Genomic DNA, 15,203 nt, shown 5'->3' on the forward strand with positions numbered 1-15,203 from the left:
TTATTTATATTAAATAGAAAAAGTAGGATTTCTTAGTGAATCACCTGATTTTTGGACACTGTCGGAAATTCTCGAGATAATTAAAAAAGAACAGAATGCTGCTGATGCAATAACTCGAAACATAGAATTTACCCGGAATTATCAGGATATTGGAGTAAAGTCTCCAGTCTGGCATGATTTAGTCAGGCAATACAATGACATCCGGTCTACATTTCATCATCCTTCAATTACCTTGCATAGTGATCTAGAGCATGTTGAGGTGTATGCAGATCCTCTGTTTCCATTAATATGTCAGAATCTGATAGACAACTCTCTCCGCCATGGCGAGCATGTAAAAAATATCCGGTTTAAATCTATTGAAAAAGGAGAAGATTTAATCCTTGAATATTGTGACGATGGTATCGGGATTCCGGACAGCGAGAAAGAGAAAATATTTGAGAGAGGGTATGGGAAAAATACCGGAATGGGTCTCTTTCTCTCCAGGGAAATTCTCGCCATCACAAATCTAGTCATGCAGGAGACCGGAACATTCGGAAAAGGAGTTAAATTTATCATTATCATTCCGAAAGATTCGTATCGTTTCCAGGAATCTGGTATCATACCTGAATAGTCAGAGACGATTTCTGAACAAAAGGTAAAATACATATATCCCCTTTCTCTATTATCAACTAGACAATCACAGGATCTTTCATCTATCTGACTCGGGGATATGATTACAGGCTTTTCTGTCTGAACTAATCCGGATTATTTCAGGGACTGATGAGGAAACCACAGATGATATCAGTAATCTATGTTGACGATGAACCGTTCCTTCTTGAGATATGCAAATTATTCCTCGAGCGTTCCGGGGATATCCAGGTTACCACCTCTGTTTCTGCAAAAAACGCTCTTAAAATTTTATCTTCCAGATCATTTGATGCAATTATTTCTGATTACCAGATGCCCGGCATGGATGGGATAGAATTTTTAAAAGTAATCAGAAAAGACGACAAAATAATCCCATTTATAATTTTTACCGGCAGAGGAAGGGAAGAAATAGTCATTGAAGCCTTAAAAGAAGGGGCAGATTTTTATCTTCAAAAAGGAGGGGATCCAAAGGCCCAGTTTGCAGAACTGAGAAATAATGTTGAACAGATAGTCCGGAGAAGAAAAGCCGAGTCTTCTCTTGTGTACCGTGAAACATTATACCGGACACTTTTTGAGAGTGCGAATGACGCCATTGTTCTGATGGAACATGACCGGGTGATTGAGTGTAATCACCGGACAGAGGATCTGTTTTCTCTCAGTTCAGAAGATCTCATCGGGCACAATCCGGTAGAATTCTCTCCTGAATATCAATCTGATGGAAGTTTATCCGCGAAGAAATCTGTTCATCTGCTTAATGAGGCTCTTTTAGGTATTCCACAATTATTTGAATGGAGATTTTTAAAACCGGATGGTAATACTTTTGATACAGAAGTAAGTCTGAACCGGATTGAAATGATTGGAACGTTCTTCCTTCTGGCAATTATCCGGGATATTTCTGTTCATAAAAAAATACTTGGAGAATTGGAACAAAAAACCCAGGATCTCGCTGCTTCGTATGAAGAAATACTGGCAACAGAAGAGGAATTAAAAACTCAGTATGATGCACTCTTTCAAAGTGAACGAGCAATGAGAATGAGTGAGGAAAAACTCCGTTCAACTCTTGCTTCCATGGATGACCTGGTCCTGACACTGGATATGAATGGTGTTTTTCTTGATGCGTATAAAGAAAACCGGGGAGATTACTTTATCTCACCCGAAGTTTTCATCGGCCATCATTATCAGGAAGTCCTACCACCCGACTTAAGCAAATCATTAGGCTCTGCGTTTGATCAGGTAATCGCTTCCGGAAAAACTGAGAAGATCACCTACTCCATGAAGTTTAATGACGAAATTCGTTATTTTAATTCAAAATTGTCAATCCGGATGGATGGGGAAGGAAACCCTGCCGGAGTGACCATTGTTGCCAGGGATATCACAGAAGAGAAGAAGATCCTACTGGAACTTGCTGAGAGTAAGGTAAAACTTGAGGCGGTAATTCAAAGTTCTCCCATTCCCCAGTTTGTAATTGATAACAATCACCAGGTTATTCACTGGAATGCTGCTCTTTCTGAATATAGTGGTATTTCAGATACCGAAATTATTGGTACAAAAGATCAATGGCGTGCATTTTATCCCGAAAAACGCCCCTGTCTTGCAGACCTTCTCATTGATGAAAAACCTGAACTCGTGGATGAATGGTACAAAGGAAAATATGCTCGATCAGAACTGGTCAAAGGAGCTTTTGAGGCAGTAGACTTCTTCCCCCGGATGGGAAAGGCCGGGATATGGCTTTATTTTACCGCTGCAACGATTCGGGATAATAAAGGAGAGATAATCGGTGCGGTTGAAACACTCGAGGATATCACCGAACAAAAAGAGGCCTATCGTAAGTTACAACATGAAGAGACAATATTAAATGCAGTTATCCAGGTATCTCCGGTACCTGAATTTGTAATTGATAAAAACCACCGGGTTATGTTTTGGAATCAGGCTCTTTCCCGGTACAGTAACATTCCTGCAGAAGAAATGGTCGGTTCTAATCAGCAATGGCGCGCATTTTACCCGGAGGAACGCCCCTGTCTTGCCGATCTCCTGGTGGATAATGCAACAAAAGAATTCAGTACCTGGTACAACGATAAGGTTTCACCTTCAAAACTGATTCCTGGTGCGTTTGAAGCCAGTGATTATTTTCCAAATCTGGGGGCGGAAGGGCGGTGGCTGTATTTTACTGCATCTCCCATCCGTGATAAAAATGGGGAAATTATCGGTGCTGTAGAGATACTGGAGGATATTTCAGAGCAGAAGCGTGCCAGGGAAGAATTGTTGTCGGTATCCAGGTACCTTGAGAGTATCATTCAAAATGCACTGGTTTTTGTGATGGTACTTGATGTTGATACGAATGTGCTCATCTGGAATACGGCTGCTGAAGAAATTAGTGGCTATGCTGCCTCTGAAGTAATTGGTTCCAGGTGGATATGGAGTGCCCTCTATCCGGACCCGGAGTACCGGAAAAAAATTACCGGGGAGCTTGTCAGGATTATCTCAGAAAATCTCTTCCTGACCAATTTCACCACCCGGATCCGGGCAAAAGATCAGAGTGACCATATAATTACCTGGAATACCAGGGCACTTCGGAATGATGATGGTGATATAACCGGATATGTAGCAGTTGGGACTGAGTTTAAACCCTGTGTGTGTCCTGACAAAAAGAATCTCAATCCCTAAGAAATCATCATAAAAAGAAAATCTTGGAAAGATGGCAATTTTCCAAAATTTGTGTCTTCCGGTTTTCTGATAGTATCATGACATTTTCTTAAGCAGCCATGCCATGTTCTGAGCAAGGTTTTTCATAATCTCAAGACCTTCTGTGTCATTTTTCGCTTCTCCAGGATGAAGGCCCATTCCGATGTTCCAGTAATTTGATCCTACGGTAAACATCCCGCTAATCCCGAAAAGATGATTGATGGTGTCATATGCATGAATCGCACCTGCCCGTCTGACCGCAACGACTGCAGCTCCTGCTTTTCTGGTAAATAATCCCCCATTTGCCATTGCGACAAATCCTGCACGGTCAATCAGCGCCTTTACCTCGGTGGAGACATCTGCGAAATAGGTCGGGGTCCCGATGATGATTCCATCGGCATCTATCATTTTACTGATACATTCATTCACAAAATCGTTATCGATAGTACAACGGTTATCCCGGTTTTCAAAACATTTCATACAGGCAGTACAGCCATGAACTTTTTTACCGCCAACTTGTATGATTTCTGTTTCGATTCCTTCCTTTTGTAACTCATCACATACCGAAGTAAGTAATATGCTGGTGTTTCCTTCCTTTCTTGGACTTCCATTAAATGCGACAACTTTCATCAATCATGTCCTCCTGATGTACTAAGTAATTCGAAAGTTTACTGATATAACAGTCCTGAACTATACAATTGAATTCAGGTGCTGTATCTAAACTGAGTGCCTTGATAATAAATCATGTGCAGTATCTTTTTTAAAACATAATCTCATAAATAATACTAATGGGAGAATGTTCAGGAAAAAGAGAATACGGGTGCCCTGTTGAGGCTGCTATTGATATCATCGGAGGAAAATGGAAACCCGTGATACTCTGGCATATCAGGGATAGACCTCTTCGGTTTACTGAAATCCGGGCAATCCTTCCAAATATCACGCAGGGTATGCTGACCCGTCAGCTCCGTGAACTTGAAGCTGACCTGGTTGTCAGTCGGACAATATTCGCAGAGGTGCCTCCACGAGTTGAATATTCCTTGACAGAGTTTGGAAAGACCGTAATTCCTATCCTGGATGACCTTTGTGAATGGGGAAAGGTATACCTGAAGATGAATCAGGAAAGAATAAGGACGCGAGAGACCTGCCCTTCTTCGAATTGAAAAAATCTCTGAATAATCATGATCTCTCAATCCGATGCATCATTATACCGGTCGGATTTTCCGGGATGCAGTCTTTCAAAAAGAGAATATAAAGGAAAGTTCCTTTTTTAATAATGGAAAATCAGGCTATTTTTTCAGCAGCCATCTCAATGTCTTCTTCCTTGAGAGTTTTCCTTCCCGCATGAGCGGCAAGTTTGACTGCTTCCTTAACCAGTTTTCCAAGATAATCTTCAGTCTTTGCTACAAGGATCTCTGAGGCGTCGCTTCCAACACGCTCAGCACCACTGTTCTTTGCAACTCTTACAACTGCTGCAATCGGTAAGTCTGCCATAGTATTACCTGGAATAAATTATAGTACCACTCATATAAAAAAAATTGCATCGAAAGGGAGATCCGGCACCTTCGGAAGGGATGAAAGACCTGGTTTTTGAGAGGAAGTGAAGTGTCTGTACTCTCCCGGGACTTTGGGCGTTATTGTTCGGTTCATGTATTGTGGTCTTCCCTCCACCAACAACACTATAGGATTGCCTGTCTTATGATTATTTATGGGACGAAAAAATATACTCCTCACACTTTGTGTGTTAATTTTTCTGTTCACTACGCAGTCTATGGCTTCAATGACAACGATGCCTGATGTTCAGTTACCACTTGGTCCACCCGCTTCTTATCCTCCATTTGACGATGAAGAATTTTTCAGGATGGCAAATAGCACCATCTCTCTCTTTTGCAATGGTGAAACCCTGCCTGTCGGAAGAATGAATACTGCATTTCATGACAAACTTGCAAGTTCTTATTATTCGCTCATTCGGATGAATGTCAGTGAGGGGAATTATACCCAGGCAGAGGATATCACCACTTTTCTTTCCTACACACTGACTCTGGTTGAACAATACGAGGATTATGAAACCGAAAGAACAAAATATTCCCCAGTGGATATGGGTCTAATAACCGATGACGACCTTGAGGAATGGTATGATGCTGCATCTGATGCCTGGAAAAAACTTGCACCTTTCTACCCGGACGCAAAGATGTATGGAATGCCCCCTGTGATTGAACGGGTAAACTGGATTCCCAGTCAGTTTCCAATAACATAATGCGTTTAAGATAACCAAAGAGAATTTCCGGAAAACCGCAAAAAAAGGTTATCCTGGATAATTTTCAATATTTCTTTTTTGTCATCAAACAATCCTGGTGGTAAAGTTTTTTATCAGATCCCTGTCATGTGTAATAAAGAGACAACTGGAAGAGTTTAAGGTTTTCAGGGATGCCTGAGATGATCAGGATATCTGGAATTTTTGGTTTTCATTCAGGAAACAGGATCATGTCAGAAGTGACGCAAGAAGATGGAGCCCTGGAGTTGATTTCGGTCCTCTATGTGGATGATGAAGAGGATCTTCTGGATATTTCTAAAATTTTCCTTGAGAGATCAGGGGAATTTCATGTAGATATCGTGAACTCTGCTGTCACTGCTTTACAATCTGATAAGATCCTATCCTATGATGCCATTATTTCTGACTATATGATGCCTGAAATGGATGGTATTGCATTTTTAAAATCTGTCCGGACATTATCACGTGATATGCCGTTTATCCTGTTCACCGGCAGGGGCAGGGAAGAGGTTGTCATCGAAGCAATCAATAACGGAGCCGATTTTTATCTTCAGAAAGGGGGCAACCCAAAAGCACAGTTTGCCGAACTGATGCATAAAATTCGTCAGGTTGTCCGGAGAAGGCAGGCAGAAAAAGACTTAAGCGAACAGAGAATTTTCAATGATGCCATCTTTACCAGTGTACCTGGTCTTTTGTATATCTATGATGAAGATGGCCACCTCATCCGGTGGAATAAAAACAATGAGTCTCTTACCGGGTTTACCACTGAAGAACTTCAGGGGAAACATTTTCTTGACTGGTTTGAAGATCCTGCAGATAAAGAACAGATAAAAAAGGCAGTGGAACAGACTTTTCGTGAGGGTTCCGGTAGTGCACAGGCAAATATCTCCACCAAAGACGGGAGGAAGATCCCTCATTTTTTAACCGCTGTGAGAGTTGAAATTGGGGATAAAAAATATTTTACCGGAATAGGCATTGACATATCACCTCTGAAAGAAGCAGAAAAAACAATACAGGAGCGGGATGAACAATATCGCCGGTTTGCAAGAAATGCACCGGATATGATTTACCGGTATAGTATTACCGAGGGACGATTTTTATTTGTAAATCCGGCATCATCTGTTCTTACAGGGTATCTGCCAGAGGATTTTTACCAGGATCCGGTATTGTTTGACCGGATTATTCATCCTTCCTGGAAAGAGGTGCTGGATGAAAAAAAGCGTGAATTATTTGAGGGGCACAGTCCGATCATTTTTGAATACCAGATTATCGACAAAGATGGGAAAAATCACTGGTTAAATCAAAGAAAAGTCCTGGTTAGGGATGAAGCCGGTAAACCGGTTGCCATTGAAGGAATCATCACCGATATCAGCTCGATAAAACAGGCAGATGAAGAACTCAGGAGAAGTGAACAACGATTTGATGCCGTGACAAGGAATGCCGGTTCATGGATTTGGGAGATCGATACCGAGGGGATATACCGGTATTCAAATCCGGCAGTATTTGATATTCTTGGATATCATCCGGATGAAATCGTTGGAAAAATGCATTTTCTTGATACATTCGACCCATCTATCCGGGATACTGTTGCAGAACTTTCATTGACGATATTCAGGGAACGTGAGAATTTTAAAAATTTTGAAAATCTGAACCGACATAAAGATGGTTCAATTGTCCTTCTCAGTACCTGTGGCTCTCCGGTCTATAATGAGAAGGGAGAGTTTAGTGGGTACTGGGGGGTTGATGAAGATATCACCGAACAGGTTAAAACCCGCGATGCTCTCAAGCAGGCAAATCAGAAACTTTCCATGCTTGCAAGTGTAACCAGGCATGACATTCTGAATAAGATTGCGGTTATTAAAGGATATCTTGCAGTTGTGAGTATGGAATTTGAGACTCCTGAACTCATGGAATATGTCCGGATGATGAAGTCTGCTACGGCAAGTATCCAGTCCCAGATTGAGTTTACCCGCACATATCAGAATTTAGGGACCGAAGAGCCGGTGTGGATAAATTTACAGTCAATTCTTCCGGTATCACAGGTGCCTGATGAGATAATTATGTCGATACATCTCCCTGATGTCGCGGTGTTTGCTGACCAGATGATTGAAAAAGTCTTTTTTAATCTTCTTGATAATTCTACACGGCACGGAAAGAACGTAACTGAATTAGTGGTTTCCGGAAGAGAGCAGCAGGATGGTTTTCTTGTCACATGGGAGGATAATGGTGTCGGTATTCCTGAAGAAGAGAAAAATCTGATTTTTGAACGGGGATATGGCAAGAACACCGGACTGGGGCTTTTTCTTGCCAGAGAAATATTGTCACTTACCGAAGCTGTAATAACTGAAACCGGAGAGCCTGGAAAAGGAGCAAGGTTTGAACTTCTCTTTTCGAAAGGAAACTATAGAATTTTATAAGCGGAAAATTTTCTCCAAATTTCATATTCACTTTTCTTTTGTCGTTAGATGGAATATATTTAAGAATACGTGTAATGAATATTTGAGAAAAATCATGACTGTATCCGTGGAATCTGATAGTTGTACCCGGTGTGGTATTTGCAGCACAATATGTCCTATGGGAATTATTACCCCGGCAGATAAAGATACGCTTCCAGGAATTATCCCTGGAATGGAATCATCCTGTATTGCATGCGGCCAGTGTGAAGCATTTTGTAAGACCGGAGCAATTGTTGTGGACAAGGGTTCCGGTCATGTGGTGCAGAAAGCCTGGGATGGCTCAGGCATAACTCCAGCTCTGCTTGATACATACATGAAAAGCAGACGTTCTATTCGCCAGTTTAAGAATGATCCGGTTTCACGTGAGACGATTCTTGCTATTCTTGACATCTGCCGGTATGCAGCTTCAGGATGTAATGGTCAGCCGGTTGAATGGCTGGTAATTCATAAACCGGAAGAAGTACACCGAATTGCAGAACTTACCATTGAATGGATGCGGACTCTTGTTAATACCGATCACCCCTTGAGTCCGTTTGTACCTGGTTTAATTTCCGGATGGGAAGCCGGGATAGATGTTATCTGCCGTGGAGCCCCTCATCTGCTTATTCCGCACATCGAGGAGAAGAATCAGATGGCATACACTGACGGGATTATTGCTCTGACCCATGCAGATCTCGCTGCTCCTGCTTTTGGAGTGGGAATGTGCTGGGCCGGTTTTGTTGCTGCAGCATCCGGGTCATATGCTCCTCTGATGGAACTCTATAACCTTCCATCCGGTCGGATTCCCCTTTATGCCCTCATGTTCGGGTATCCAAAGTATAAGCCTTATCATATTCCGGAAAGGAAAAAATTACAGGTTATCTGGCATTAAAATTGCTTATAATGCATCAATCCATATAACTGATATCCAACTACTTTTTTGAATATTATTTATATTCGTGTAAATAGATTGTTTTTTGAAGTGCATGATATATCCCAGAATTTCCTGGGTATTATCATGTATACTCAAACGAACAAAAATTTCCCGGAATGATTATTCTATGGCACTTAAATTCAAACATCTCACGATTGCACTTCTGGCAGTCATGATACTTTTTACTGGTTTGTGCATTGCACAGCCCGAACCTCCCATGGGATAACCACCCGGAGGTATGAACCCGGAAAATGAACAACAATCATCGTATACCCTTGCAGGAGTTTACACTGTGGATGGGGAAGTAGTATCATCCGAAAATGATGAGTTTACCTCCGATATGACTGATATGTCTGCCATTTTCGTAACCAATGGGGGAAGTCTCACCCTTAAAAACCCGACAATTATCACCAATGGAAATACCTCTTCTAATGATGCCAGCAGTTTTTATGGGTTGAACGGAGCCGTACTAGTAAATAATGGAAGTACTGTTTCTATCACTGGAGGGAGTATTACTACAACCGGATCCGGAGCCAATGGCGTAATTCCTACTGGAGAAGGAACTGTTGTTACTCTTTCTGATATGACAATTACTGCGTCCGGCGGGGGAGGACACGGGGTTATGGCTACCCTTGGTGGTTCTCTCATCCTTCAAAATGTGGACATTAATACAACCGGACGCAACAGTGCACCTATTGCAACAGACCGTGGATCCGGGAATGTTACCGTTACAGGAGGGACTATTACCTCTTCAGGGATAGATTCCCCTGGGATATATTCAACCGGACAAATTTCTGTTACCGATGCTGTAATCACCTCAACCGGAACTGAAGCAGCGGTAATAGAAGGAGTAAATACCATTACCCTCTCGAATACGACACTTACCGGCGGTGTGGCAAAAACCGGAGGAGTAATGATCTACCAGAGTTTCTCCGGTGATGCTGACATTGGAACCGGAACATTCACCATGGAAGGCGGGTCTCTGACAGTGCCCGAAGGTCCGGTATTCTTTGTCACCAATACAGATGCAATAATTTCTTTAAATGATGTCGTGATTACTGCTGATTCAGGTGAACTTGTCAATGCTGCTGCCACCTCCCGATGGGGAACAGAAGGATCCAATGGTGGGCATGTGGCCATGACGGCAGATAATCTGGATTTGTCGGGATCAATCATCGCTGATGAAATAAGCACCGTCATTGCAACCATTCAAAATGGTTCCAACCTTTCCGGAGAAGTACATCATGCGGGCCTTATTATTGATAGCTCGAGCACCTGGAATGTGACTGGAGATTCAAATCTTACCAGTCTGGTAATTCCTGGTAGTATATCCGGAGAAGAAGTCACTAATATCATAGGTAATGGATATACGGTGGTGTATGATCCAACTCTTCAGGAAAACAGCCCACTTGAAGGAAAGACTTACAACTTACAGGAAGGAGGAGTTCTCACCCCTGAATGAAAAAGATAAAATCAGAGATTTTCAACGAAATATCCCATCATTTTTTTCAGATAGTATGGATCGTAATTTAAATCATGGTTTTTATTCGTAAAAACAAACATCTCAAACTGCTTTCCTGCTTTTTGGAGTGCATCTGCGAGCTGCAGGGTCATTGACGGGTGAACATTATCATCCATGTCTCCGGTCAGGAGCATGAGTTTGCCTGCAAGGTTTTCTGCCTTTAATGCAGTTACCTGTTCTGAATATGCTTCGGTAACCGGATATCCTTCATATTTTTCTCCCCAGAATGATCCATATAATCTGCAGTCATGGTCTCCTGATGCAGCAACTCCAACCTTATAAAAGTCCGGATATGTGAGCATTGCCTGTGCTGTCATGAACCCTCCGGCTGATTTTCCATACATACCGACTCTGCTCAGATCCATGAACTGATACTTTTTGGCAAGTTCTTTCAGACCGGCAATATGGTCCGGAAGGCCGCAGTCGCTAAGATGTCCATAACTGTAATTATGGAATTCTTTTGACCGGTATGCTGTACCAAGTCCGTCCATGGTAACAACCACATATCCAAGTTCAGAAAGCATCTGGCAGGTCCAGAAGATTTTTGAGTTCCATGAGAGGTCTGCCGGGTAGTGAGTGGCGGTTACAATGGTATAGGGGCCTGGATACACTACATCAATTACCGGATACTTTTTGGTTTCATCAAAATTGGTTGGTTTGAATACTAGTCCATATAGGTCAGTGGTACCGTCTCTTGCTTTAACCGTTACCCGTTCCGGTGATATAAATCCTTTTTTCTGAAGATCAGAATCATCTGCGGTTGCAAGCTGCATAAGCAGAGTTCCGTCCATTGATCTGAGGACAGTGACCGTTGGAAGGTCGGTTCTGGAGTATGCATCAATGAAACAAGAGAAATCCGGAGAGATTGAGATATTATGTTCGGCCTGGCCAGGTGTCAGAAGCTTCAGGTCATTGCCGTCGGTCTGGACCCGGTAAAGGTACTGGTAATAGGGATTTCCCCCTTCTTTTCCACTGGCAGTAAAGTAAATGTGACCGTTCTTCTCATCGACGGCTATTATCTTCCGGACTACCCAGTTACCATTGGTTAATTGTTTTTTCAGGTTACCTTTTGCATCGTAGAGGTACAGGTGACCCCATCCGCTTCGTTCAGAAAACCAGACGATGTCTCCGTTTTTTAGAGTAACAATGTTTGGTTTGTCCGCATACTGGAGATTTGATTCGATGTAGGTTTGAGCGTTTTCACTTAATATCTCCCGGATTTCTCCGGTATTTGAATCTCCTGCAAGTAATCGGAGTGTTTTTTCTCCCCGTTCAATAAAGAGTGAATAGGTAGTGTTACCAGTGCTGTCCCACCACTGGAGTACATCTTCATCGGTGTCCATCATGCTGACTTCCGGCTGTGCCCTGAATTTCATGGGAACAACCCGTTTTTCATCCACATTGATGGTCACCGGTTCATACATCGGTACAACCGCATCTCCAGGGTATGCAAACCGGTAACTATAGAGTATCGGTCTTTTCCCGGTTTCTGGAGCATTCTGAATGAGCCAGAGCGGGCTTACATTCCGCTGGTCAATCTTATATGTGGCGATTTTTTCAGAATCCATCGACCAGACCAGGTATGGGGTGGGGCATTCATTAAGTCGTGCTTCAGAAGCCGGATATCTCACCGTATCTGATCGTTTCCCATAGAAATAGTCATCCGTTCCATCGATTGTAAGGGGAGATCGTTTCCCGGTTTTTGTTTCATACATCCAGAGATTTGATCCGTTAACGTATGCTACTGCGGAGTTATCCGGTGATGGAATACCTGCTTCAATCTCCGGTGGCAGGGTGATTTTCGTGATTGTGTAGGTAGAGAGGTCACAGGACCACTGGTTGTCATATGCTGTAAAGGTCAGGGTTTTTTCATCCGGGGAGAGGGTCATATCCCTGACCGGAAGGCGGGCGGTTTTTATGGAACTCCCGGTTGCTTTCTCTAAGGCCCTGATGAATTTATCCGTGTCAAAAAGGCGTTTTTTCACTCCTTGAGAGACATTAATATAATAAAATGAGCTCTTGTCCCGTGCGGTATCTTCATACCAGAACGCACCCGGCCCTATCCACTGGGGGTTAATATCGGCATGATAAATGTGAGAGACAGCGTTATCCGGATAAAAGAACTCAGCCATTGCGATTTCATGTTGCAGGACCGGATTATTGGTATCTTTTGCCAGTACCGGAGAGATAAAAAGGGTGAGAATGAGAAGAAAGAGTAATGATATGTGTAATGTTTTAAACTTCATAAAAAATGAGGGATTGATTAAGGTAAATAAGTGACTATACCATGCCAGGATACCGTATTTATGAGAAATCATCCTGGTGTGCCGGTTATGTCCCGGGATTACTCCAGATAGTCATGCATTACATTGTATCAGACAAAAGCCCGCAGTACTGCAATGACTCCGAATATACAGAGTATGCAGCCTGTTATCCGATTAATTTTTGTAATACCTCCTGAAGAAATAGTTTTTTGAAATAATCCGGCACTACTACTGAGCAGGGACCACCAGAGAAGAGATCCAAAACATATCCCAGTTACCAGCAATGTCGGGCCATATAATGAATGACCCTCATCTCCGATGCCAAGTGCTGCAACCAGACCTGTAAACAGGAAAATTGTGAGGGGATTTGAGATAGTCAGGAAAAACATGGAACTGTATGCAGCGAGATATCCTTTCTTTGTTGGAAGTGTTTCCATGGCTTGCGGTCTGGAAGTAATTATCCGGATCCCCAGAAGAAAGAGGAATGTTCCACCGATTATCTGTAGTAATTCTGAATTTAAAAGAAGGATATGAGTGATGGTAGCAAGTCCGAATGCAGCAAGTCCTGCATATATCGTGTCTGCGGTTGTCACTCCAAGACCCAGGACCAATCCCATCTTCTTTCCTTCGGACAGCGTCCGGTTCAGGCATAATAAGCAGATGGGTCCGGGCAATGCGGCGATGATAAAACCTGCAACGATACCGGATATCAGAGTACCTGGTTCAATCATTACATTTTATTGCTTTCATGGTTGCTCTGGACAGGGTTCCCTGATACATCCGAATTTTCCGGTGCAGGGCATGATGATTACCGAACTGTGTGGAATTTCTTTCTCTAGTGATTCCTTTATCCGGTAGATACTATCCTGAATCTCTTTACATCTCTTTTCGCCATCAAATTCCAGGAATAATTCAATATAGATATAGTTACCTGACTTTCGGGATCTGACACCATGAAATGCTTCATATTCATCGAAGAAATCTGCGAGTGAACGGACTACAACCAGTTGTAATTCCTCCTCAATGGTTTTATCCAGAAGATCAGGAAGAGAGGTGGAGATGGTCCGGTATCCTGAAAACAGAAATGAACCGATTACAATAAATGATGCAAGCGGGTCGATGTATTCTGCCCAGGAATTATGTTCAAGGAGCATTGCAAGTATCAGGGCAATAAGAACAACAAGATCAGTCCCGGCCTTTGTTTTAAAGAGGGTGATCTGTGCTTCCATTACCGGAGAATATCCCATTTTAGCGATATGGACTTTCTCTCTCCAGAGGACGGTGCTGACACAAACCCCAATAAACATCACAATCATTGCAAGAATCGTGGATTCTTCATGAAGCAGACTGGGGTTTAAGAGTTTAAAAACAGTAAGGGCAAAGACCAGGATAAGTGAGAGAAACATAACGACCCCGGTTATAATGCCTGTTATATTTTCAAATTTACCCATACCGTAATCATAGGCATTTTCTCCTCCTCCTACCATTTTTTTAAGGGCGTACCAGGAGAAGAAGGTTGAAAGGATTTCATTTCCTTTTTTTATAACATCGGTATACAGAGTTACAGATCCGGAAAGAATTGCAAGAATTAATGAAGGGAACCAGAAAATGGTATCAATCACCAGACTTTTGAATATTACCTGCTCTTTAATGATTGCAGAATGAGCGTCTGATACCATGTTTTTTTCTTTACTCATGAGTAGTGCCTTTTGCTAATACATGTGGGTAATAAGAATAGAAAAAACTCTGTTCTCATATCCGGGAGAAGAATATATGGAGGGATATCTGTAATGTTTCAGAGAATTGGATTGTAGCAAAAAAAGGTATTATAATATCTCTAATGAAGAGAAGAACTGGTTCATCTCTTCTTGATACAGGGTCATTATATCTTCATTTGGATATGCAAACCAGAGATACACGATGGTCTTTTTTGAACCAGCAAGGATTAAATTCAGTTTTTCTCTCGTTTGCTGATTATCCCAGTATGATATTGAAAAATACGGGCGTCTTGTGTCAGATCCATATTCTGTTGTGCCGGTTTGTATGAAATCCGGGTAATCTTTCATCAGTGTTTCTTGTAATTCGTTCAGTATGTCGCTATCTGGAATCTGCATGACCGGATTATCAACTATCATTACGATAGCATACAGGCCGGCGGTGTTTGGATCTCCGAACAGATATGCCTTCATCCAGTTATAGTTCATTTTTATCTCCTGCCATTTCCAGTCTGATGGAAAGTTAAAAGTTGTCCGATCATCTGCACGAAATGTTGTCAGGTCTTCCTGAGCCTCTGCTCCGGAAAAAAGCAGTATGAGACTGATGATTAGGAGAAAGAATACCCACTTCATACCCTTTGCTCTGTTTTTCGTCTATATAGTTGTATTCCCAGTCAAATAGTGAGTGATAAACGTTGAATCTATTATAGCGTCTTGATATATATTTCGGCCATTATAAATATCGGAAATTTCGT

At 42.2% G+C, this 15,203-nt stretch carries 13 protein-coding genes; 7 read left to right on the forward strand and 6 right to left on the reverse strand.

What is annotated here, in order from left to right; translation table 11 throughout:
• Nucleotides 1–232 precede the first annotated feature (232 nt).
• Together DLD82_RS18440 and DLD82_RS04050 are read left to right on the forward strand one after the other, a co-directional pair.
• Nucleotides 233–610, forward strand: a complete 378-nt coding sequence (locus DLD82_RS18440) for a sensor histidine kinase (RefSeq protein WP_181391241.1) — start codon at nt 233–235, stop codon at nt 608–610.
• 164 nt (nt 611–774) lie between these two features.
• Entirely contained in the window at nt 775–3,291 is a 2,517-nt protein-coding gene (locus DLD82_RS04050; protein ID WP_181391242.1) for a response regulator, read from the forward strand.
• A gap of 75 nt (nt 3,292–3,366) precedes the next feature.
• Here DLD82_RS04050 and DLD82_RS04055 read toward each other — a convergent pair whose 3' ends face one another.
• Entirely contained in the window at nt 3,367–3,939 is a 573-nt protein-coding gene (locus DLD82_RS04055) for a flavodoxin family protein (protein ID WP_109939832.1), read from the reverse strand.
• 158 nt (nt 3,940–4,097) lie between these two features.
• Here DLD82_RS04055 and DLD82_RS04060 point away from each other — a divergent pair, with 158 nt between their 5' ends.
• Entirely contained in the window at nt 4,098–4,469 is a 372-nt protein-coding gene (locus DLD82_RS04060; RefSeq protein ID WP_109939833.1) for a winged helix-turn-helix transcriptional regulator, read from the forward strand.
• 121 nt (nt 4,470–4,590) lie between these two features.
• Here the strand turns inward: DLD82_RS04060 and DLD82_RS04065 are convergent, their stop codons facing one another.
• Nucleotides 4,591–4,800: a histone family protein gene (locus tag DLD82_RS04065; RefSeq protein ID WP_109939834.1), complete on the reverse strand. Its 210-nt coding sequence runs from the start codon at nt 4,798–4,800 to the stop codon at nt 4,591–4,593.
• Nucleotides 4,801–5,014: 214 nt separating this feature from the next.
• Between DLD82_RS04065 and DLD82_RS04070 the strand changes: the two genes are divergently transcribed.
• From DLD82_RS04070 to DLD82_RS04085, 4 genes are all read left to right on the forward strand, one after another.
• Nucleotides 5,015–5,563 carry a hypothetical protein gene (locus DLD82_RS04070; RefSeq protein ID WP_146199690.1) on the forward strand — a complete coding sequence of 183 codons (549 nt, stop codon included), beginning with the start codon at nt 5,015–5,017 and terminating at the stop codon, nt 5,561–5,563.
• Between the two features lie 227 nt (nt 5,564–5,790).
• Complete coding sequence (locus DLD82_RS04075) at nt 5,791–7,995, forward strand: hybrid sensor histidine kinase/response regulator (protein ID WP_146199691.1); 2,205 nt, start codon at nt 5,791–5,793, stop codon at nt 7,993–7,995.
• A gap of 94 nt (nt 7,996–8,089) precedes the next feature.
• Nucleotides 8,090–8,905: a nitroreductase family protein gene (locus DLD82_RS04080; RefSeq protein WP_245920360.1), complete on the forward strand. Its 816-nt coding sequence runs from the start codon at nt 8,090–8,092 to the stop codon at nt 8,903–8,905.
• A 280-nt stretch (nt 8,906–9,185) separates the two neighbouring features.
• Entirely contained in the window at nt 9,186–10,409 is a 1,224-nt protein-coding gene (locus DLD82_RS04085; protein WP_109939837.1) for a hypothetical protein, read from the forward strand.
• Nucleotides 10,410–10,420: 11 nt separating this feature from the next.
• Here the strand turns inward: DLD82_RS04085 and DLD82_RS04090 are convergent, their stop codons facing one another.
• From DLD82_RS04090 to DLD82_RS04105, 4 genes are all read right to left on the reverse strand, one after another.
• Nucleotides 10,421–12,715: a S9 family peptidase gene (locus DLD82_RS04090; RefSeq protein WP_181391243.1), complete on the reverse strand. Its 2,295-nt coding sequence runs from the start codon at nt 12,713–12,715 to the stop codon at nt 10,421–10,423.
• Between the two features lie 128 nt (nt 12,716–12,843).
• On the reverse strand, nt 12,844–13,464 hold the full coding sequence (locus tag DLD82_RS04095) for a LysE family translocator (RefSeq protein WP_109939839.1): 621 nt from the start codon (nt 13,462–13,464) through the stop codon (nt 12,844–12,846).
• Between the two features lie 15 nt (nt 13,465–13,479).
• Nucleotides 13,480–14,412 carry a cation diffusion facilitator family transporter gene (locus DLD82_RS04100; protein ID WP_219968299.1) on the reverse strand — a complete coding sequence of 311 codons (933 nt, stop codon included), beginning with the start codon at nt 14,410–14,412 and terminating at the stop codon, nt 13,480–13,482.
• Between the two features lie 147 nt (nt 14,413–14,559).
• Entirely contained in the window at nt 14,560–15,081 is a 522-nt protein-coding gene (locus DLD82_RS04105) for a hypothetical protein (protein WP_109939841.1), read from the reverse strand.
• Between the last annotated feature and the right edge of the window lie 122 nt (nt 15,082–15,203).

The sequence above is a fragment of the Methanospirillum stamsii genome (genome assembly GCF_003173335.1).
GTDB lineage: Archaea > Halobacteriota > Methanomicrobia > Methanomicrobiales > Methanospirillaceae > Methanospirillum > Methanospirillum stamsii.

Bases quoted from the DNA above. Each gene is read 5' to 3' on its own strand.
- DLD82_RS04085 (WP_109939837.1), top strand. From the start codon at position 9,186: ATGAACCCGGAAAATGAACAACAATCATCGTATACCCTTGCAGGAGTT.
- DLD82_RS04095 (WP_109939839.1), bottom strand. From the start codon at position 13,464: ATGATTGAACCAGGTACTCTGATATCCGGTATCGTTGCAGGTTTTATC.
- DLD82_RS04090 (WP_181391243.1), bottom strand. From the start codon at position 12,715: ATGAAGTTTAAAACATTACACATATCATTACTCTTTCTTCTCATTCTC.
- DLD82_RS04050 (WP_181391242.1), top strand. From the start codon at position 775: ATGATATCAGTAATCTATGTTGACGATGAACCGTTCCTTCTTGAGATA.
- DLD82_RS04080 (WP_245920360.1), top strand. From the start codon at position 8,090: ATGACTGTATCCGTGGAATCTGATAGTTGTACCCGGTGTGGTATTTGC.
- DLD82_RS04065 (WP_109939834.1), bottom strand. From the start codon at position 4,800: ATGGCAGACTTACCGATTGCAGCAGTTGTAAGAGTTGCAAAGAACAGT.
- DLD82_RS04100 (WP_219968299.1), bottom strand. From the start codon at position 14,412: ATGGTATCAGACGCTCATTCTGCAATCATTAAAGAGCAGGTAATATTC.
- DLD82_RS04070 (WP_146199690.1), top strand. From the start codon at position 5,015: ATGGGACGAAAAAATATACTCCTCACACTTTGTGTGTTAATTTTTCTG.
- DLD82_RS04075 (WP_146199691.1), top strand. From the start codon at position 5,791: ATGTCAGAAGTGACGCAAGAAGATGGAGCCCTGGAGTTGATTTCGGTC.
- DLD82_RS04055 (WP_109939832.1), bottom strand. From the start codon at position 3,939: ATGAAAGTTGTCGCATTTAATGGAAGTCCAAGAAAGGAAGGAAACACC.
- DLD82_RS04060 (WP_109939833.1), top strand. From the start codon at position 4,098: ATGGGAGAATGTTCAGGAAAAAGAGAATACGGGTGCCCTGTTGAGGCT.
- DLD82_RS04105 (WP_109939841.1), bottom strand. From the start codon at position 15,081: ATGAAGTGGGTATTCTTTCTCCTAATCATCAGTCTCATACTGCTTTTT.